Here is a 20274-nt window from a genome sequence, read left to right as displayed (position 1 = left end):
TACGCCCGCCCCCGAATGAACACGGCGCACGACGCGGACACGAAGCGAACACGACACGGAAACGCCATACGGCGCCTGCGAAACGTCGGGGGAATTCCCTCAGCCGGCCAGTGCACGCTCCGGTGTCCGCACCCCGTAACCGCCCACGGACGGCCCGGCGCCCGCCGTCCCGATACGTCCCCCCACCGCCTGCGGCAGCACGATGCGGCGTGGCACCGCACGGCCCCAGGGGAAACCGTGGTGCAGCTGGAGGACCGGGTCCTGGGCGTCATCGGCCTGGACGGCGACGGCGACGAGGACGTCGGGCACCGGCTCCAGTTCGATGAAGCGCCACTTGCCGGCCAGATCGTCCTCGGGTGCCTGGAAGCCGAGTACACCGCGGTCCTCGGCCAGGGTGAAGGAGAACTCGTCGAAGGGCAGCCCGAGTCCGAGGCCGCGCGCCTTGGAGTAGGCCTCCTTCAGGGTCCACAGGCGCAGCACCCGGCGGTCCCGCGGCCGCCCTTGCGCGGCCCGCCCCACCCAGTCCTGCTCCTGCGGCGTGAAGGTCTGCACGATGGTGTTGACCGCGTGTTCGTCGCGGTCGAGGCGTTCCACGTCCACGCCGATGCGGTGTCTGCGCACGACGCCGAGCAGGTTGTAGCCGTTGGCGTGCGACAGGTTGAAGTCGAGTTCGGGCCCGCCGCGCGGCAGTCCGCCGTCGGGCGGCTGGATGAAGGGCCGCCCGCGCGAGGAGCGCCAGATGACCAGTTCGGCCTCGGCGAGCCCGGCTTCCAGAGCGAGGGCCCGGCGTACCAGCGTGTGGGCGACCAGGTACTGGCGCCGGTCGCGTTCGAAGAGGAAACGGCCCGCGATCTCCTGCTCGTGCTCGTCGAGCCAGTGCGAGGCGAGGATGCCCGCGATACCGGGCGCGAGCTCCTCGTTCGGGCAGATCCACAGCTTGATCGGCGATGCCGCGCCTTCGTCACCGTCCGAGCCCTGAGTCTGCGTCTGTGGCATGGCCGCCTTCATCCGGTCCGCTCCACCCCGGGCGTCGTCTCCCAACCGATCCACAACGACCGGCGCACCAGCGCAAGGAACGGGCCCGCATCACCGCGCACCGCCCCCTCGTCCCGGCAACCCCACACCCTTGCCGGCGACACCGCGCCTTCGTCACCGTCCGAGCCCTGAGTCTGCGTCTGTGGCATGGCCGCCTTCATCCGGTCCGCTCCACCCCGGGCGTCGTCTCCCAACCGATCCACAACGACCGGCGCACCAGCGCGGTCCGGGGCAGCTCCACCACGGGCCCGGCGGGCTCTCCGGCCGGGGTCACATCGATTCCGGCGAGCCAGAGGCGGGTCAGCTGCTCGAGGCGCCGTCCCTGCCACAGTGCCGTCACATAGGTGCGGGTCTCGGGCAGTTCACCGAGCAGCAGCGGATCGGCTCGCCCGTCCCGCAGGTCGGCGCTGCGTACCGCGCTGCTCCCGTCGCCCTGGTCGCGGGCGAACCCGTCGAGGGCGGCGGCGAGTTGGGCGGTGTCGCGGGCCGTGACGGCGAGCCTGCAGGCCATCGCCGCCCGTCCGGTCCTGAGTTCACGGGCGACGGCGGCGAGATCGCGTACGCCGTCGGGGGCGCTGTCCTGTTCGGCCAGCCAGTCGGCGAGGCGGCGGGCGGTGGCCACAAGGTGGGCGGTACTCGGTGCGGAGAGCAGCACGAGCTCCGGGCGGGCCCCGCCGTCCGGGTCGTCCACGTCGGGTGCCGTGACGGCCGCAGACGCGGCCCCCGCCCCGGCCGCCCTGCGGTACTCCTCGACGAGGACCCGGGCCTCCGTACCGCCCGCGCCGCGCACGGAAACCGTGGCCCTGAGCGGCAGTTCACCGCCGTCGGCCGTACGGGTGCGCACCAGCGGGGCGGAGGGTATGCCGCCGCGCACCGGGGCCCGGGTGGCTTCGCGCAGCTGCAGCACGGCCCGGGTGAGCGCGGCCACGCCGGTGGCCGCTCCGGCGTCGCCGATGCCGTCGGCCGTGGTCCGGCTCGTCTCGTGGAGGCTGACGCTGCCGGCCTCCACGCCCGCGGCCTCCAGGGTCCGGCGGGCGAGCCGGTCACTGTCGTCCGTGCGGTCGCTGCTGCCCGAGCGGTCGCCGCCGCCGAGCCGGCCGGTGTGGCCGACGGCGCTCGAACGTACGACGGCGTGGATGGTGTCACCGTCGGCCTCGGCCGCGGCGAGCGGTTTGAGCAGGACGGCGCCCACTCCTTCACCGGCGCCAGGCCGGTGCCGTGAGGGGTGAAGCCGCAGATCGACCCCGCCGACGAGGGCCGCCGCGCACTCCCCCGCGGCCAGCGCGGTGAGCGCCAGATGCAGGGCCACCAGGAACGAGGACTGGGCGGTGTCCACGGGCTGGCTCGGCCCGCGCAGATCGAGCAGCGCGGAGAGCCGGCCCGGCAGGCTCCAGTGGCCGCTGCGCGGCATGTCGCGGCCGCCTTCGGCCCAGCGTTCGGCGGCGAGCAGCGCGTAGTCCGCAGAGCTCACCGCGGCGTAGACGCCGACGCTGCGCGGCTCACCGTCGGCGGCGGTCAGCGTCTCCAGGCGGGCGCCGGTGTATCCGGCGCCCTCCAGGGTCTGCCAGGCGGTCTCGAGGAACAGCCGTTCCTGAGGGTCCATCACGATGCCGTCGCGTTCGGTGAGTTGGAAGAACTCGGGGTCGAACTCGTCGACGCCGTCCAGGAGATGGACCTGGTCGAGCAGGCCGGCCTGGTCGTCGGCCACATACCGGGCCCGGCCGGGCGGCACGGTGGCCGCGGTGTCGCGCCCCCCGAGCGTGTTCTGCCAGAAGGCCTCGAGGCCGGGGGCCCCGGGGTAGCGGCCGGCGATGCCGATGACGGCGCAGCGCGGATCGGGCGCCTGGGCCTTCGGCCGCCCCGGGCCCACCAGCTCCGCACCGGCCGGCTCGGGGCCCGTTCGCTCGGTGTCCGTGCGCTCCGTGCCCGCCGCGGGGACGGTCGCACCGTCACGTCCCGGCGGCGGCGCCACGGGCGGTGCCACGGCCGGGGTCGGCTGCGCGGGAACCGGTGGGGGTTCGGCGGCCGCACCGGTGAGCAGGGCGGCCGCGCGCTGGCGATCGAGGGTGCCGTTCTTGAAGCGGTTCAGGATTTCCCTGTTGTCCATGGGGAGCGCGCGCCTCGTCTCAAGCCGCGCGGGCCGCGAGCAGGGCGGCCGCTTCGTCGACGCTGAGCCGGTCGTCACGCACGGCGTCGAGCAGGGCCTCCAGGTCCATCGCGCCGAGCGCGGGGAGGTCCCGGCGCGGTCCGGCGGACATCGCCGCCGCTCCCGGGGCCGATGCGGCCGCCGATCCTGTCGCGCTCCGGGCGGGCGAACCCATCGCGGCGTTCTGCGCCTTGGCGGTGGCGGCGGGCGCCACGGCTCCCGCCGGGAGCCCGGTCCTGGCGGCGATATGACTCGCGATCGCACCGAGGCTCGGGTGGTCGTACAGCGATACGGCCCGCTCGTTCAGGCCGTACGTGCGGTTGATCACGGCGACGAACTCGGCTCCGAGTATGGAGTCGAGGCCGAGCAGGTTGAACGCGGCGTCGGCGTCGATGTCCCACGGGTCGCAGCACAGGATTTCCGCGAGCTGTTCCCGCAGTACGTCGATGACGGGGGCCGAGGCGGCGGGCGGCGGCGCGGGCTCGGGGGCGGGCGGGGGCCCCAGGATGCCGAGGTCGGCGGCGACGTGGCGGGCGAACGCGGAAGGCGTCGGGTAGTCGTACAGCGCGGTCACCTTGACGTGGGTGCCGTAGGCGGCGTTGACGGAGGCGACGAACTCGACGGTGGTCATGGAGTCGAGGCCGAGCAGCTGGAAGGGCTGTTCGGGGTCGATCGTCTCGGGCTTGAGCCGCAGGATTCCGGCGAGCACGGTCGTGAGCTCGGTGAGCACATCGGCCCCGCACGACAGAGGGGCCGCAGCCGGCGAGGCGAGGTGCGGTTCGCTGGTCATGTGGCATCTCCAAGGGTCGGTCCCGGTCTGCCGTACCGGAATTGTGGGCGATGCCGTTCCCCGTACACATCGCCGTCCGCGATGAACCGGCAGGCGGCCGGCCCGCTCCGGGGAGGGAGCACCGGCCGGCCGCCTACGTAAAAAGAGTGAGAGGTGGGGCCCGGCAGGAAGGAGCGCGGAGGTGGGTTTGGTGTCACCCACTGGCCGGCGCCCCGTTCCCCTCAGCCGGCCAGTGGGTGAGGTCGGTGTCGTCAGCCCACGCGCGCGAGGCGCTCGCCACCGGCGGCATCGGGCCGCGGCTGCGCCGCCTGGGGGGCGGACGGCGACAGCGGGGCCTCCGTGGTGGCCATCAGGATGGAGTGCTGCAGCCGCCGAAGGCGTACCGAGGGCTCCAGGCCGAGGTCCCGGACGAGCGTGGTGCGCAGCCGCTGGTACACGTCGAGTGCTTCGCCGCGCCGCCCGGAGCGGTAGAGGGCGAGCATGAACTGCGCGTGCAGGCTCTCGTGGGTGCGGTAGCGGCTGGTGAGCACGGTCAGCTCGGCGAGCAGTTCGCGGTGCCGGCCGAGCCGCAGGTCGGCTTCGATGCGCTGGTCGAGGGCGCAGAGCCGGCTCTCGTCGAGCCGCCTTGCCTCCATCTCCAGCTGCGCGCCGGTCAGTACGTCCGCGAAGGGGGCACCGGTCCACAGCGAGAGGCCCTCGCGCAGCTTGCGTGCCGCGCCCGGGTAGTCCTCCGCGTCCATCGCCCGGTATCCGAGCCCTGCGAGCCGCTCGAACTCGCGGACGTCGCTGGTGCCGCCGCCGCTGTTGAGCAGATAGCCGCCCGGTGAGGTGACCAGGACGTCCTTGGCGCAGCGCCGCGGTCCGTCGTCCTCGCCCGTGGGTTCGTCCTTCTCCAGGGCGGTGGCGATGAGTTCGCGCAGCTGCAGCACGTAGGTCTGCAGGGTGGTTCGTGCGCTGCGGGGCGGACTCGCGGCCCACAGCTCCTCGATGAGTGCGGCGACGGGCACCACTTGGTCGGCGTGGAGCGCCAGCAGGGCCAGAACCTGCCGGGGCTTCGGCGCGGTCGGGGTGATGGACACCCCGTTCTCCCTCACGGCTAGCGCACCCAGAACGTCGATGTCCACGCCGTCTCCCCTAATCCTTGTGCGGTACTCGGCACACCACGAGTACAAAACAAGGCGGACGGTTTGTCAATACCAAACCAGTCGCGCTGTTTTCAATGGAGACCTGCCTAAGTGAGATCGACTCTCGACGCTCTTGCCTGACCTGCGAGAACCCTCAATGACCTTGCTGTGCACAGGATTTGAACTCGTCGACCGCTCAGCAGGGACTCAAGGAGCTGACGGGCGCGCCGCCCCAGAAACCGCGCGGCTCTGCTGTTACGCGACGAAGACTCAAGCACAAAGAGACTGCGCAGTCTGTTTATGATCATCATGTGCCCCAACTTCCCTCTGAGCAGCGGCGATTACCGACTCAACGGCACTGATGGCCCGCTGGAGAGCACCGATCGCCCCGGAGGGGCTCAGGGGCTCAGGCCCGCGTTCCGCCGGACTGGAGCCGGCGCAGGGTGTCCGGCGACGCGAGGCGCGGCAGCAGCAGATCCCAGAACTGGACGAGCGTCGCCTGTGAGATCCAGCTCCGGTCGCTGGCCCCGAGGTGCTCGAGCCCCACGGTCGCCGCCACGACGGCCACCGTGGCATCGGTCGCGGTCACACCCTCGGCGAGATTCTCCTGCCGCTCGGCCTCGATGAGCACCTTCTCGACCCAACTGCGCCACTGCGCACGTAAGTCGACGCCCTGGTCGCGCAGCGGCGCCTCGCCGCTCAGCTCGAACCCGGCCCGGACCACCACGTCCTTGGACAGCCTGCTCATCAGGTCGTGGGTCGCGTCCACCAGGCGCTGCAGCGCGTCGAAGCCCACATCGTCGGCGCCTTCCGTGATCGCCCGGACGACCTTCGCCGCCTCGTCCTCCACGGCCCGGGCCAGCGTCTGCTTGCTCTCGAAGTGGAAGTGCAGCGCGCCGTTGCTCACTCCGGCCCGCTTGCTGATGGTGGTGAGCGAAGCGGGTACGAATCCCTCTTGGGCGAATACTTCGGCGGCGGCCCGCACCAACGACTGCCGCGTGCGTGCCGCACGTTCCTGCTTCACCATGTGAGGGTTCTCCTGACTGCGGGCCGACCGACGAGACGTCGGCCGGCCCTTCGGTTCGCGCGGTTTACTGCGGTGGATTTCCGTGCTTGCGAGCGGGCAGGTCGGCGTGCTTGTTGCGCAGCATCGCCAGGGAGTTGATCAGCACTTCACGGGTCTCGGCGGGGTCGATGACGTCATCCACGAGTCCCCGCTCCGCGGCGTAGTAGGGGTGCATCAGCTCGGCCTTGTACTGATCGACCATCCGCACCCGCATCGCCTCCGGGTTGTCCGCCTCGGCGATCTGGCGGCGGAAGATGACATTCGCGGCTCCCTCTGCACCCATCACGGCAATCTCGTTCGTCGGCCAGGCGTAGGTGAGGTCCGCACCGATGGACTGGCTGTCCATGACGATGTACGCGCCTCCGTACGCCTTGCGCAGGATCAGCGAAATCCGCGGCACGGTGGCATTGCAGTACGCATACAGCAACTTGGCGCCGTGCCGGATGATCCCGCCGTGCTCCTGGTCGACCCCGGGAAGGAAGCCGGGCACATCGAGGAGCGTGACGATCGGGATGTTGAAGGCATCGCACATCTGCACAAAGCGCGCGGCCTTCTCCGACGCCTCGATGTCCAGGACCCCCGCCAGGGTCTGCGGTTGGTTGGCCACGATCCCGACCACCTTGCCGTCGAGCCGGGCCAGTGCGCACACCAAGTTGCGCGCCCACCGCTCATGGATCTCGAGGAAGTCTCCGTCGTCGACGATCTCCTCGATCACCTTGTGCATGTCGTACGGCCGGTTTCCATCGGCCGGAACCAGGTCCAGGAGCACGTCGGAGCGCCGTTGGGCCGAATCGTGGGAGGCCACAATCGGCGGATTCTCGCGGTTGTTGGACGGCAGCATCGACAGCAGATACCGCACCTCCGCGATGCAGCTCTCCTCGTCGTCGTACGCGAAGTGCGCGACGCCGCTCGTCTGCGAGTGCACATCGGCGCCGCCCAGACCGTTCTGTGAGATCTCCTCACCGGTGACGGCCTTCACGACATCGGGCCCGGTGATGAACATCTGCGAGGTGTCACGCACCATGAACACGAAGTCCGTCAGGGCGGGGCTGTACGCCGCACCGCCCGCACACGGCCCCAGCATCACGCTGATCTGCGGGATGACACCCGAGGCCTGGGTATTGCGCTGGAAGATCCCGCCGTACCCGGCAAGGGCGCTGACACCCTCCTGGATCCGCGCCCCCGCACCGTCGTTGAGCGACACCAGCGGCGCCCCGGCCGCGATCGCCATATCCATGATCTTGTGGATCTTCGTGGCATGCGCCTCACCGAGCGCGCCGCCGAAGATCCGGAAGTCATGCGCGTACACGAACACGGTCCGGCCCTCGACCGTGCCCCAGCCGGTGATCACGCCGTCCGTGAACGGCTTCTTGTTCTCAAGCCCGAAGCCGGTCGCCCGGTGCCGGCGCAGCTGCTCGACTTCCCGGAACGACCCCGGATCCAGGAGCAGTTCGATGCGCTCGCGCGCGGTCAGCTTGCCCTTGGCGTGCTGCGCCTGAGTCGCCTTCTCACTCGGCCCGGCGGCCGCCTGCGCGCGGATCGCATGCAGCTCGGCCACACGCCCACGGGCATTGGCCTGCTCCACACGGACCGGAGAAACGTCATTGAGCAGCGTCACAGCGGGTCCCTCCTCAGTGGGTGCGGCCGATTCGGATGCACCACGGTAACAAACCGCGCGTGCGGTTTATATATAGCTGATCTGGTCGGCCGGGGAAAACAGGTACTTGAGTCGTTCTCTGAAAATGGCTCATTGCCAACTGTGCGGAGCGCGATAAGCCGCCGTCCGCTCAAGCCGCCGCCAGCGCGCATCCCCTTGGCCGTCGTCGTCCGACGCCTCGTCACGCAGGGCGAGCACCCTGAACAACACGACGGTCAGAGCGGCCAGTTCGACTTCGTCGGCGCTCCCGTGCTCGACGCGCAGCAGCGCGCGATGTCCTTGTGTGTCCTCCACGGCGCCTCCTTCTTCGAGCCACGGTCGGCCGGGGCGCTCAAGGGGGGCTCGGGGGCAGCTTGAGGATCAGCCCTTGTCGGCCGGCCGTAGTACGAGCCGGCCGGCACGAGTCCCGCAACGACAAGAGCTCCGCTGCCCTGGCGGCAGCGGAGCTCTTGCGGGGCTGTTGACGAACGGTCACACCGTGGGGTTCTCAAGCCAGACAGGGAGTGCCCCATAGCCGTTGATGATGAAGGTCTGCATCGGCTCGAGTTCCTTCGGCGAGCAGGCCAGCCTCATCCGGGGGAACCGCTCGAAGAGCGCCGCCAGGGCCGTCGTGGCCTCGATACGGGCCAGCGGCGCTCCCAGGCAGCGGTGCACTCCGCGGCCGAAGGCCAGGACCTCGCCCCGGTCCTTGCGCAGAACGTCGAACTCCCCGGCGGAGCGCTCCTGTTCGCCGGGTTCGATCCCGGCGAACGAGACGATGATGGGGTCGCCCTTCTTGATCGGAACACCATCCAGGGAGATGTCCTCCACCGCGAAGCGCATCGGCGAATAGGCCACCGGGGCGTGTGTCCTCAGGGTCTCGGCGAGCACGTCCTCCCAGCCGGCCCGGCCTGCGCGGACATGCTCCAGCTGCTCGGGGCGCGACAGCAGGGCGCCGGCCGCGTTGGTGATGACGGTGCAGGTCGTCTCCTGCCCGCCCGCGATCATGAGGTTGAGCGTTCCCAGGAGTTCCTGCTCGGTGAGACGGTCCCCGTGGTCGCGGATCTTGATCAGCGCAGAGGTCAGATCGTCCCCCGGCCGGCTCGCCTTGCGGCTGACGAGTTCGCCCAGCATCTCGAAGACCCGGCCCTGGGCGGCGGCCATCTCCTCCGCCGTGACGGACGTACTGAACACCGTGTCCATCGCCCGGCACAGCGAGCTCCGGTCCTCCTCGGCTATCCCGAACAGTTCGCAGATCACCTGCATCGGAAGCTGTTTGGCGAACGACTCACGCAGATCCACCGGCTGTCCGGGCGGAAGCGCGGCCAGGTCGTCCAGGAGCCGGTGGGTGAACTGCTCGACCCGGCCTCGGAGCGCCTCAGCGCGCCGCACGGTGAACGCTCCGGCGACCAGCCGGCGCAGCCGGTCGTGCTGTTCCCCGTAGGAGAAGAGCATGTTCTCGTTGGCCACCCACGGGTAGAGCGGCCAGTCCTCGGTTATGTCGCCCTCGATGAACGCGGGCCAGTGCTGTCTCGCGTCCTTGGACACCCGTGGGTCTCCAAGCAGTTGCTTGATGTACCGCTGGCCGGTGACGGCCCAGGCCACCACACCCCCCGGCAGTTCGACCTCGACAGCCGGACTCTCCCTCAGCAGCGCGATCTCACCGGCGATATCCCGTCCGGCTACATCGAGCACATACGGGCAAGAGGACGTCCGTTCCATCATGCGTACCCCCTATTTGTTGGTGTTGCGTCACACCACATACGCTCAGGAAGGAACCGCGCCCGGCCCCCCTTCGCTGAACTCGGAAGTCAGCCCACTGCTGCGGCAGCCTGCTCCTCTGCCTCCCGGCGCAGCTTCATCGCCTCGTCGTACACCCGCTCCGCGCGCTCGGCGGTGAAGTCGATCTGTACCAGGATGCCGGGAACAGCGATGGACGGCAGCAGATGCCGGTAATAGTCGGACACACGGTCCGTCATGTCCCGGTGCTCGGTCATGATTTTCGAAAGTACCTGGACTCCGGTGAAGGCCCCGACGATCAGCTTCGATACCGCGACCACGTCCAGGTGCGGCAGGACTTCACCGGCCGCTTTCGCCTTTCCCAAGGTCTCCTGGTTGTAGTCCATCCAGGCCTGCATCGGCACACGCCGGTCCAGGGAGTCCTTCGGGGACCCCTGGTCCACCGTGAGCCGGACACTGCCCCGCACCATGGGATCGCTCTTCAGCATGTGCCCGAGCAAAAGCCCCTCATCCACCCATTCCTGCAGCTTGATGTCCTGCGGAGGAACCGGAGGGACTGCCTCGAATTGCCCGGCGAGCACGGCTTGGGCGAGCGCCTCTTTCGACGGGAAATGAAAGTAGAGGGCCCCCTTGGTCACACCGGATCGCTTCAGGATCTCGGAAATGGTCGCTGCTTCGTAACCGACCTCGTCGAACACACTCGCCGCTGCCACAACTACCGACTGACGGGTCCGGATGGCTCGTTCTTGCCGCACTTCACCCAACCTCCGTACCCCCGTCTGTCCCGGAACTTCCACGGGCGCCCTGCGTTCGGCACACGGACACAGGACGGCGCCGGCAGCCAACAGGCCCTGCCGACAAGCGCAGTCCTCCCGGTTTGGGCTACGTGGCGCGAGGCAGTCACCAGAGACCGAACAGGGTGCGTTGCCCACAATAAAACCACGCGGCCGGTTTTTCAACCGCTACGTGACTGGTTGCCGACCGGCCCCGGGCGGACGCGGCGGACGGCTCTTCCCATGAACACCGGCACGCACCCTTCGCCCCGGTCACTCAGTGCGACCACCCAACCCCGCGCGAGGTGCGTCGAGTTGACCTGCTCGACGCTTGGTATTCCTTGCAAAAAACCGGTGGGTCCGTATCTTTGTGGCCCAGAACTTCCTTCATTCGCTCTCGTCCATGGGAGAGGTCTACCCACACCATGTTGACCTTTGAGAAGAATGCGCGGGAAGTTGCCGGGGGACTACTTCAGCACAACGATCTCCCAGGTGATCTTCCCCTGCTGGGTGATCCGGATTCCACCACCGATCCGGATTCCACCACTGCCGAACTCAAGCAATTGCTGTTCGACCAGGAGCAGAAGGCACGCATCCATGACACCTGGCGCAACCTCATCGCCAGCGAGGACTTCAACAATCTGCCAGGGCGTACCTCAACTGACCGTATCGCGCGCTCTTATGAGCGTCTTCGGCTCGTCAACTCCGTCTGCGGCGATGCCGAAGAACTCAGCCGGGATCCGTATCGCCTCGCCAGCCTGCATGAATGGAGTGGTGCCGTAGACGGTGGCCTCTGCACCCTGGCCAGCGTCCACTACAACCTCTTTCTGGGCAGCCTGACCGACCACGACGAAGCCGGCCGCGATCTTTCGGAGTTCCGGGACTTCCGACGCACAGGAACGTTTCTCTGCACCGAACTCGAGCACGGCAACGACGCCTCGTCCCTGCAGACCACTGCCGTCTTCGACCGCACCAGCGGTGGCTTCGTCCTGCATACGCCCACACCCGGCGCACAGAAGTTCATGCCCAACACCAGCACCCTGGGCGGCCAGAAGAGCGCCGTGGTCGCCGCACGCCTCCTCGTGGACGGCGAGGACCAGGGCGTTTTCCTGTTCCTGACGCCACTGAGCGACGAGCAGGGCATCCTGCCCCGCGTACGAGTACGCCCGCTGCCCCGCCGGATCGGCCCCACCGTCGATCACTGCCTCACCTCCTTCGACCATCTGTGGCTGCCGCGCGAGGCCATGCTCGAAGCCGAACACGGACGGCTGAGCGACGACGGCACGCTCGTCAGCACGCTGGGTAATCGCCGCAAGCGTTTCCTGCAGTCCATCGGCCGCGTCACCGTGGGCAAGCTCTGCATGAGCGCCAGCGGTCTCGGCATGGCACGAGCGGCCCTCACCATCGCGGTGCGGTACGCGCACCATCGGTACATCAGCGGCCCGAAGGCCGGTGAGCGAATCCCGCTCGCCGCCCACCGCAGCCACCACGGCCGACTGCTCTACGGCCTCGCCAACGCCTACGCCATGACGCTGCTGCACCGCACGGTGGTATCGCGCTGGTCCCGGCACACCGAGGACGACCGGGCCGAAATCGAGCGCCTGGCGGCCATGGCCAAGAGCTGGATCACCTGGCAGGCCCGTGACATCGCGATCGAATGCCGCGAACGGTGCGGCGCCCAGGGCCTGTCCCCGGTCAATGGGCTCGTGGACCTCCAGCTGAATATCGAGGGCGCCATCACCGCCGAAGGCGACAACCTCGTCATCTACTTGAAGGCCGCTTCAGAGATGCTGTTCAACCACCGGACGTCGGGACTCACCAACGACATCCCCTGCGCCGAGCAGTCACTGGCGGACGTGCACTACCTGCGCAGCCTGCTCGCGGACATCGAGGCCATGTGGCAGTCCAAGGCCAGGGCCGCGCTGCGGCAGGGGCCGGCGGGCAATCCGGTCGGCCGCTGGAACACCGCCTCGTCGGCCGCGGTGAAGATGGTCGACGCCCACGTCCGGCTCCAGGCAGCGGACGCCCTGCTCGCGGCCGCGGCCGAGGCCGTCGGGCCGATGCCGCGCTTCCTGCTCCACAAGCTGGCACAGCTGTTCCTGCTCAAGGAACTCGGCGAGCACACCGGTGATCTGCTCGCCGAAGGCCGGCTGCACATCGACCACGTACGGCAGTTGTCGGACACCATCGAAGAGGCCGTCGCCGACCTGGCCCCGCACATGATGGCCCTGGTCGACGCCTTCGACCTGCCGGAGGAAGTCCTGTCCGCGATCCCCATCGCCAACAGCGGCTACTCCCTGCGCTTCAACGATCTGGTCGGTTCCGTCGCCGACGACGCCGTCGGAGCCTGACCCCACAGGCTTTCGGAGCCTGACCCCACAGGCTCCACGACATGAGAGCCGGTGGCCGGGGGCATCTGTGCCGCTCCCCCCAGCCACCGGTCACCCGCACACCGCCGCCCCCGGAAAGTCCGGCAGCCGCACCGCCTCGGTCCGCGGCAGCCGCGCGGCCCCCGCCGCCAGCGCGTCGATGGCCTCCTGGGTCGGCGAGCCCATGAAGAAGACCTCGGCCCCCTCGCGGCCGGCCCGCTGGTGCTCCCTGACATAGCCGCGCATCCGCCGCTCGTACGCCGCGAACGCCGCACTGTGGTCCCCCGGGGCCAGGGCCAGTTCCCGCGCCAGCACATACGCACCGATCAGCGCCTGTGACGTGCCACGGCCAGACGTCGGTGCCGCGCAGTAGCCCGCGTCCCCCAGAAGCACGACCCGCCCCTCCGCCCAACTGCCCATCTCCACCTGGGCGTTGGCGTCGAAGTGGAACTCGTCCGCCTGCTCCATTTCCCGCAGCAGCCGCGGCACCTCCCACCCCTGTCCGGCGAACCGCCCGGCCACGATGCGCCGTTGCTCCGCGGTGTCACGCCGGTCGTACTCCAGCGGGCCCGACGCGAAATGCAGCGCAGCCCGCGCCTCGGTGCCGCCACGGGCGGCGAACACATTGGCCGCGAGCCCCGGCACGCTGTAGAGCTGCCCCGTATTGCGCAGCCCGAGGTAGTTGTCCAGGCTGAAGACCGCCGTGTAGATGCCGAGGTGGCGCAGATACCGCTGCGCCGGCCCGAAGGCGAGCTCCCGGGTACGCGAGTGCAGCCCGTCCGCGCCGACGACCAGGTCGAAGGTGCGCGGCCGCCCCCGTTCGAAGGTCACCCGCACACCGCTGTCATATTGCTCGAGGCTCGCTATGGAGTCCCCGAAGACGTACTCGACGTCGTGCCGTGTGGCCTCGTACAGAATGCGGGTCAGATCTCCCTTGAGGATCTCCAGATCCCCCGCGAAGATCACTGCGGGCAGTGTCGCGTACGCCCTGCCGTCCTCGTCCAGCAGGCTCGCGTCGCCCATCGCGGTGTCATGGGCGCGGACTTCGTCGAGGAGGCCCATCCGGTCGAGTACGTCGAGCGCTTCGCCGCGGAAGTCCACCGCGTAGCCGCCGTCGCGCAGCCGGCCGGCGCGCTCCACGAGCGTGACGTCGTGACCACAGCGGCGCAGCCAGTGGGCGAGAGCGGGACCGGCGACGCTGGCGCCGGAGATGAGGACGTTCATGACAGCCTCCTGTACGGACGAGAGATGCGTACGTCGTATGCCCTCAACTTGGCTTTCTGCACTGCCGATTGACAATCTCCGTACTAGTACTCTGCACGAGGTGTACTAGTACGGAAGGGAACATCCGCCATGCCTGGGCCCCACCCCTACGCCCGGATCGCCGAAGATCTGCGCCGCCGCATCGACACCGGCCTGCTCCGCCCCGGCGACCGCGTCCCCTCCGCCCGCAAGCTCGCCCAGGAGCGGGGCGTCGCCCTCGCCACCGCCACCAGGGCCCTGGCCACCCTGCGCGATCAGGGCATCGTGCGGGCGGTCCCCGGGGTGGGCACGGTGGTGGCGGGCCGGTCCGCACCTGCGCGTGGCCCGCGGACGCCGGGTACACCACGGAGGCCGGGTACACCGGATACGACCACCGCGGACGATCCGGACCGCAGACGCATCGTGCGAGCCGCGGTACGCATCGCCGACACCGAGGGCCTGACCGCGCTGACGATGCGCCGGATCGCCACAGATCTCGATGTCGCGACGATGTCCCTGTACCGGCACGTGCAGGGCAAGGAGCAACTCATCACCCTCATGGCCGACTTGGCGTTCGCCGAGGAGCCGTTGCCCGGCGCCGCCCGGGACTGGCGCCCCGGCCTCGAACTCGCCGCGGCCACCCAGTGGCGGCTCTACGGCAGACACCCCTGGCTGGCCGGCACGATGAGCCTCAGCCGCCCCCTCCTCGCACCCCACGGCATGCGGCACATCGAGTGGATGCTGCACGCGCTCGACGGCCTGGGCCTCGACGACGACACCCGGCTGCACACAGCGGTCACACTCTTCGGATACGTACGCGGCGCGGCCGCCGATCTCGAGGCCGAACGGCAGGCCACCCAGGACACCGGCGTACGCGGGCAGGAGTGGCTGGACGCCCAGGAGAACGTCCTCGCGGAGCTGGCCTCGCCCGCGGAGATGCCCGCCTTCGCCGCCGCCCGCCGCGGACCCGGCGTCGGCATCAGCGTGCACTCGCTCTTCGAGTTCGGCCTGGCCCGGCTGCTCGACGGTGTGGCGGCACTCATCGGCGCAATTGACGCACCGCGCACCTGAGTCAGGCCGCGAACCCCACATTCGTCACGTACTCGTACTGCCCCCACTGGGAGCCGAGGTCGACGATCTGGTCCACCCACGCGTCGTCGAGGGCGGCCGCGTCGCCCTGTGCCCAGGCCCGCACGATCCGGTCCCAGATACGGATGTTGAGGCTGCGGAACTCCAGGACGCGCTGCTGCGGGCGCGGCACCTGCGACTGGTTCAGCGGATGCAGCTCGACCCGGGTGCCGCCGCGGGAGTTCAGACGGCGCAGCAGATAGCGGGCGACGTTCTGGCGGCGGACCGAGACGTACGCCCGCTCGATCCGCTCCAGGTTCCTGGCGTTGGGGCGCCGCTTGCCGTCCAGCCAGGCCTTGACGGTGCGGTCGGTGGCGGTCAGGCCGGCGTCCCGGGCGGCCTGCCGGGCGTGCGGGGAACGGGTGAGGTAGCGAAGGCGGGCGAGCATGCCGCGCTTGGTGTCGACCGGCGAGGCGACCCCGCCCGCCAGGGCGTCCAGCTGCCGGCCCACGGCTTCGCTGCCCTTGATGCCGCGTGCGCCGTACTTGCCGAACTCGATCGTGTACTCAGGCATCGTCGGTCACCTCATGTGCGGGTACGTCATGTGCGAGGAGGTCGTCCGTCTCTTCCGCCGTGTCATCCGTCTCTTCGGGGTCGCGGCCGACACCGTAGACGTCCTTCACCTTCACCTCGAACACCCCGCGGCCCTCGTCGAAGACCCGCCGCCAGTCGCCGGTGACATGGAGTTCGTCGGTGCCCATGACACGGACGACGGACAGGCCCTGCTCGTGGGCGCGGTGCGCCTTCATCCAGAGGTTGGCGAAGGCCTGCGAGCGGATCAGATGCATCCAGTCGGGGCGGTACAGCTCCCGGTTGTAGTTCGACTCGCCCATCGTGGAGACGAACTTGGCGTACATCGCCTTCACGTACTCGACGGTGACCTCGTCGCCCTCCGCGATCGCCGTCTCACGGGCGTCGCGCAGCGCGCTGCGGAACTTCTCCAGGAGGTTCTCGGTGGCCCCCGAGGTGAACGACTCGTGGATCTCGGGCGCTTCGCACAGCCCGTACTTCGGCCCCGACAGCCTGAGCAGCAGCCGCAGCGTGGGCTCGGTGACCCACAGCGGCCCTGGCTCGTCGCGGTTGCCGAGCGGGTTGGGCAGATACTCCTCGTGCTCCCAGTCGGGCGGCGTGATCAGGTGGACGCCGGCGCGACGGCGGTCGTGCCCGAAGCCCGTGGAGTGCTCCAGCTGCCCGATCGGCAGATGGGTCTTGAGGGCGGACAGATAGGCGCCGTTGATGTCGAGTGCGGTCACCTCGTGGCGGCCCGGCGGCAGCTGCGGGCGCGCCCACTTGGGGCGGGCCTCCCAGATCTGGTCGCTGCCCTTGGCACTCGCCTTGCGCAGGATGTCGGGGATCCAGGGGTGGGCGATGATGTCGTAACGCCCGCCCCTGCGGCACTCGTCGAGCAGTTCCATGGCGTCCGGGATGGCCCGGCGCACCAGCGCGGCGGTGGCGGCCTCGATGTCCCCGCCGTGCTTGGCGAGCGCCTCCTTGACCGAGCGGGCGATCAACTCCGTCCCCGGGGCGTCCTCTTGGGGCTTGACGGACTTGGCGGACTTGACGGGCCTGGCGGACTTGGCGGGCCTGGCGGACTTGGTGGGATTGGCGGGCTTGGCCGGGGCCTCGGGCTCCGGTGACGGCTGCTGCTTCGATGACGACCGCGACTGCGGCTGCGGCACCGGCGCCCCGACACACTCGTCCGGGTCGAGATGCTGCGGAAAGCCCTCGATCTCATCGGTGGCGGGCCCTCCGCAGAGCACACAGGGCCGCGGCGCGACGGCGGACTCGGGCTCCGGCGCGGGCGCGGCTCCTGGCTCCCCCGCAGGCTCCGCCGGAGACGGCGGCGGCTCCAGCTTCGTACGCGCCGACTCAAGGAAGTACGCGTACTTGGTCCGGGTCTCCCCCGCCGGGTCGCGCCCGCTCTCCCAGCCGCCCACCGTCGAGGGATTGACGCCGAGCGCACGGGCGACCTGGGCACGGGAAAGGCCCAGGGACTCGCGCAGGGTACGGCGCTCCTCGGCCGACGGCAGCGGCTCCTTCTCACCGGCCTCGGCGAGCAGGGCGTCGATCGCGTCGAACCCGCTCATGCCGTGGCCGCCTTCCCCGGTGCGGGGCGCCGGGCACCGGCAAGGCGGCGGCAGGCACGCTCGGGCCCGGACAGCAGATCGAGGACGCCGATGCCGTAGTGCGCGGCGAGCCGGTCGCAGTCGTCGAGGCTCCAGGCGGCGCGGCCCGACTGGCGGCGCGAGACCTGGGTCTGGTCGACGCCGAGGGCGGCGGCGACATCGGACTGGGTCTCTCCGGTGACGCGCATCAGCGCGGTGACCGTAGAGCGCAGCTTTTCGGCGAGCGGAATGTCCATGGCGCTGGCATCGTACCCGGGCACCATGCAGTTTCCGCATGGGACCCGCAGACGGACAGGCATGGACAAGCGCGGACGGACCGCCGCATGGACCGCCGCATGGACCGCCGGACGGACCGCCGCATGGACCGCCGCATGGACCGCCGCATGGACCGCCGCATGGACCGCCGGACGGACCAGGCTATGCCAGGGCGAAGTCGCCGTCCTCAAGACCCTGGTCGACCGGCTCGGCGGAAACGCCGCTCCCGTAGAGCCCTTGGCGCTCCATGGCACGGATGGTGCGGTAGTCCGCCTCGATGGCGCGCCGGCTGTCGGCGGCCAGGACCAGTTCGCCCGGCGAGCTGGCCGGGCCGGTGGTGCGCTGCACGCGCCGGCCGGGCCGCAGCTGCCCGATGACTCCGGCCACGGTGGGCAGCGTGGTCACGACGCGCAGCCGCTCGGGGTCGAGGACACCGGCTCCGGGAGAGATGAGGGACACCCGCGAAAGGTGCCGGATGCGGGGGGCTCCGGCCGGCGTCCCGTCGGAGCCGGTGAGGGTGCGCACGGCCGGGCCGGCGGTGGGGTGTTGGGCCACGGCCAGGGCCGAGACCACCACCGGTCCGCGGTCGGCGGACATCACGATGCGGCACCGCATGGGTCCCGTACGGACATCGAGGACGTCGAGGACGCGCTGCACCACGCGGGACAAGGAGTGGCGCACCAGGCCGTTGCCCGCGCAGAGATCAAGGCGGTCGAGTACCCCGCCGGAGGTACGGGTCTCTGTCCAGGTGCTGCTGATGCGGTGGTCGGCCGCGCGTCCGGCGTCGGTCAGGGACGTGGTGTTCACGAGGTAGTTGCGGCCGGGGATGTGCTCCTGGAGTACGAGCGCGGGCTCCTCCCCCATGCCGTCCGGGGCCTCCCCCGTTCCGCCGCGGGCCTCGCGCTGGACCGCGTTCCAGGCCAGGGCGATGTCCTTGGCGCTGCGGCAGACCGGCCCGGGCAGGTCGATGGAGTTGTCCGCGGGCAGGACGAGATACCCCGCGGCCTGATGCGCGGCCGCCCACCGCAACGCGACGGGGAGGCTGTTGGTACGCACGCCACGGGCGGTGGCGAGACCGGCGTCGCCGAGGGCGGCCGCCTGGACGCCTCGATCGCACCGCAGCGGTGTGGTGCCGGGGTCGTTGCCCGGCAGCCGGAGGACTTCCGCGAGGCGCTCGGCGACCGCGACGCCGCGTGCGCTGCCCGCGACCACGGCACTCACTCCCAGGTTCCGCAGCTCCTTCGCGGTGGCGTGGACCTCGGTGTGGCTGACGGTGTGGGCGTAGCCCGGTGTCCGTCCCGCGTCTCCGTCGTACGACAGATGGGCGGCGGGCGGCAGTTGGACGGCGACGCCCTGCCAGCCGCGGCGGACCAGGGCCCTCGGGTAACCGTCCTGCGGGAAGGGCGCGACAACGGCGGCGCGGGAGGTGAGCGCCAGCGCGCCGAGGGGGGAGGACGAAGGCGCGGGTGCGGGTGCGGGTGCGGGTGCGGGTGCGGGTGCGGGTGCGGCGAGACCGTAGACCACGGCGGGCTCCAGGGCGATCAGCGGACAGAGGGGGGACCGGACGCGGAGGGGGATCGGGCGCGGACGGGGATCGGGTGCGGCGGCCTCAGGGAGGTGCGGCGCCGGCCAGGGCTCGGCGGCGGCCCACCTGTATGTGCACGTGCTCGCCCACCTGGAGGAGCCGGTGCCGGCATTCCTGTGCGGTCGGCGCGAGGACGACGCCGTACCCCACCGGGTCTCCGTAACGATGTACCGGGCGGGCGGAGTCGATCTCGTCGCCGATGTTGTGCATCCACTCGAAGCGCTCCAGCCAGCGGCGTGAGGTCAGCGGATGACGTACGGCAGCGGACCGGAGCATGCCGCTCCCGGCGGAGTACAGGAAACGGATTCCGGCGGCGTGGGACCGCCGCGGAGTGAGCTCGGGCAGGCCTCCGGTCGCGAGCGCCGCGGCCGCCGACGGCAGCGTCACGCCCGTGGCCAGCTGTACGAGATGAGGGAGCAGGCTGTTGCCCACGCCGGTCTCGGCGCCGGTGACCCGTGGGCCCGCACCGGTCAGCGTCAGATGGACCCGCACGAGGCCCAGGCCGACGCCGAGCGCTGTGACGGTACGCCGCACGATGTCGTGGAGCGGCGGATGGCCGAGGAGTTGGTCGTCGGCCTGCAGGGTGTAGTCGACCGCGTCCGGCCACGGGCCGGGAGCGGTGTGCCTGCGGACCACGGCGACCAGGCGTACCTGCCCCGGGCCGAGGACGGCACATTCAGCGGTGACCCTCGCCCCCGGGTTCTCCTCGTGTGCCAGCGGAATTCCCTGGAGTACGAGCGCCCTGCGCACGAACTTCCCGTCGGGCGGCACCATCGCCATGGACGTACCCGGCAGGTGGGAGCGGTGGGCCAGCAGGGCCGCGGCACCGGTGTGCTCGGCGAGGTAGGACATCACCCCGGCCACGGGTGTCTCCTGGGCCAGCTCGTCGAGCGCCCGTGCGAGCAAGGCGCGGTCGTCGGTGTTGACCGGCACGAAACGCGTCGCATACGGGCGGGCCCAGCCACGCAGCACTTCGTCGAAGATGACCACCGGCCGAGCACTGGCGATCTGCTTCAGCGCGTAGCCGTGCAGTGCGCGATGCCCCGCGCCCAGAAGGACCAGGGCGCCGTCCGGATGCGGCCTCTCCATACGACGTGCCTTTCAGCGGTGGGAATGGCCCCACTCCGCCCGGAAGGCTCGCGTCAGACAGCTTCGCGTCAGGCAGGCTCGGCCGATTACGGCAGGAACAGCTTCAACTGCCGGTCCGGCCCCGGCAGATGTGATCCGCTGAACACAATCATCGCCATTCCTGGGCTCAG

The 20274-nt window shown here is 70.2% G+C and carries 17 protein-coding genes; 2 read left to right on the top strand and 15 right to left on the bottom strand.

The features are described from left to right. Window positions 1-99: 99 nt before the first annotated feature. From ACFQVC_RS39310 to ACFQVC_RS39270, 9 genes are all read right to left on the bottom strand, one after another. Window positions 100-996 (bottom strand): 4'-phosphopantetheinyl transferase family protein, encoded by an 897-nt coding sequence (locus ACFQVC_RS39310; protein WP_381840398.1) that lies wholly within the window; start codon window positions 994-996, stop codon window positions 100-102. Between the two features lie 196 nt (window positions 997-1192). Next, window positions 1193-3142, bottom strand: a complete 1950-nt coding sequence (locus tag ACFQVC_RS39305; RefSeq protein WP_381840395.1) for a beta-ketoacyl synthase N-terminal-like domain-containing protein — start codon at window positions 3140-3142, stop codon at window positions 1193-1195. A gap of 19 nt (window positions 3143-3161) precedes the next feature. After that, window positions 3162-3971 carry an acyl carrier protein gene (locus ACFQVC_RS39300; RefSeq protein WP_381840392.1) on the bottom strand — a complete coding sequence of 270 codons (810 nt, stop codon included), beginning with the start codon at window positions 3969-3971 and terminating at the stop codon, window positions 3162-3164. A gap of 251 nt (window positions 3972-4222) precedes the next feature. Next, complete coding sequence (locus ACFQVC_RS39295; protein WP_381840389.1) at window positions 4223-5095, bottom strand: AfsR/SARP family transcriptional regulator; 873 nt, start codon at window positions 5093-5095, stop codon at window positions 4223-4225. Window positions 5096-5501: 406 nt separating this feature from the next. Beyond that, a complete protein-coding gene (locus ACFQVC_RS39290; protein ID WP_381840386.1) occupies window positions 5502-6122 on the bottom strand; it encodes a ScbR family autoregulator-binding transcription factor in 621 nt (206 codons plus the stop codon). Between the two features lie 64 nt (window positions 6123-6186). Beyond that, the gene (locus tag ACFQVC_RS39285; protein ID WP_381840383.1) at window positions 6187-7779 is read right to left on the bottom strand and encodes an acyl-CoA carboxylase subunit beta; all 1593 of its coding nucleotides are present in this window, start codon (window positions 7777-7779) and stop codon (window positions 6187-6189) included. A gap of 129 nt (window positions 7780-7908) precedes the next feature. Beyond that, on the bottom strand, window positions 7909-8112 hold the full coding sequence (locus ACFQVC_RS39280) for an acyl-CoA carboxylase subunit epsilon (RefSeq protein ID WP_381840380.1): 204 nt from the start codon (window positions 8110-8112) through the stop codon (window positions 7909-7911). Window positions 8113-8289: 177 nt separating this feature from the next. Continuing rightward, window positions 8290-9519: a cytochrome P450 family protein gene (locus tag ACFQVC_RS39275; protein WP_381840444.1), complete on the bottom strand. Its 1230-nt coding sequence runs from the start codon at window positions 9517-9519 to the stop codon at window positions 8290-8292. Between the two features lie 89 nt (window positions 9520-9608). Then, the gene (locus ACFQVC_RS39270) at window positions 9609-10292 is read right to left on the bottom strand and encodes a ScbR family autoregulator-binding transcription factor (RefSeq protein WP_381840377.1); all 684 of its coding nucleotides are present in this window, start codon (window positions 10290-10292) and stop codon (window positions 9609-9611) included. A 581-nt stretch (window positions 10293-10873) separates the two neighbouring features. Here ACFQVC_RS39270 and ACFQVC_RS39265 point away from each other — a divergent pair. Beyond that, entirely contained in the window at window positions 10874-12661 is a 1788-nt protein-coding gene (locus tag ACFQVC_RS39265; RefSeq protein ID WP_381840374.1) for an acyl-CoA dehydrogenase family protein, read from the top strand. 90 nt (window positions 12662-12751) lie between these two features. Here the strand turns inward: ACFQVC_RS39265 and ACFQVC_RS39260 are convergent, their stop codons facing one another. Next, window positions 12752-13903: an FAD-dependent monooxygenase gene (locus ACFQVC_RS39260; RefSeq protein ID WP_381840371.1), complete on the bottom strand. Its 1152-nt coding sequence runs from the start codon at window positions 13901-13903 to the stop codon at window positions 12752-12754. Between the two features lie 129 nt (window positions 13904-14032). Between ACFQVC_RS39260 and ACFQVC_RS39255 the strand changes: the two genes are divergently transcribed. Beyond that, window positions 14033-14992 carry a TetR/AcrR family transcriptional regulator C-terminal domain-containing protein gene (locus ACFQVC_RS39255; protein ID WP_381840368.1) on the top strand — a complete coding sequence of 320 codons (960 nt, stop codon included), beginning with the start codon at window positions 14033-14035 and terminating at the stop codon, window positions 14990-14992. A 1-nt stretch (window position 14993) separates the two neighbouring features. Here ACFQVC_RS39255 and ACFQVC_RS39250 read toward each other — a convergent pair whose 3' ends face one another. From ACFQVC_RS39250 to ACFQVC_RS39230, 5 genes are all read right to left on the bottom strand, one after another. Next, on the bottom strand, window positions 14994-15563 hold the full coding sequence (locus ACFQVC_RS39250) for a transcriptional regulator (protein WP_381840365.1): 570 nt from the start codon (window positions 15561-15563) through the stop codon (window positions 14994-14996). Continuing rightward, the gene (locus tag ACFQVC_RS39245) at window positions 15556-17136 is read right to left on the bottom strand and encodes a helix-turn-helix domain-containing protein (protein ID WP_381840363.1); all 1581 of its coding nucleotides are present in this window, start codon (window positions 17134-17136) and stop codon (window positions 15556-15558) included. The genes ACFQVC_RS39250 and ACFQVC_RS39245 overlap by 8 nt, the downstream gene beginning before the upstream one ends. Beyond that, window positions 17133-17411, bottom strand: a complete 279-nt coding sequence (locus tag ACFQVC_RS39240) for a helix-turn-helix domain-containing protein (RefSeq protein ID WP_381840360.1) — start codon at window positions 17409-17411, stop codon at window positions 17133-17135. The genes ACFQVC_RS39245 and ACFQVC_RS39240 overlap by 4 nt, the downstream gene beginning before the upstream one ends. Window positions 17412-17592: 181 nt before the next feature. Continuing rightward, on the bottom strand, window positions 17593-18954 hold the full coding sequence (locus tag ACFQVC_RS39235; RefSeq protein WP_381840357.1) for a hypothetical protein: 1362 nt from the start codon (window positions 18952-18954) through the stop codon (window positions 17593-17595). Window positions 18955-19039: 85 nt separating this feature from the next. Then, window positions 19040-20104 carry an ATP-grasp domain-containing protein gene (locus ACFQVC_RS39230; protein WP_381840354.1) on the bottom strand — a complete coding sequence of 355 codons (1065 nt, stop codon included), beginning with the start codon at window positions 20102-20104 and terminating at the stop codon, window positions 19040-19042. Between the last annotated feature and the right edge of the window lie 170 nt (window positions 20105-20274).

Source organism: Streptomyces monticola, from assembly GCF_042665355.1.
GTDB lineage: Bacteria > Actinomycetota > Actinomycetes > Streptomycetales > Streptomycetaceae > Streptomyces > Streptomyces monticola.
The sequence above is the reverse complement of the archived record's forward strand: the minus strand, read 5'-3'. Positions and strand labels throughout refer to the sequence as shown.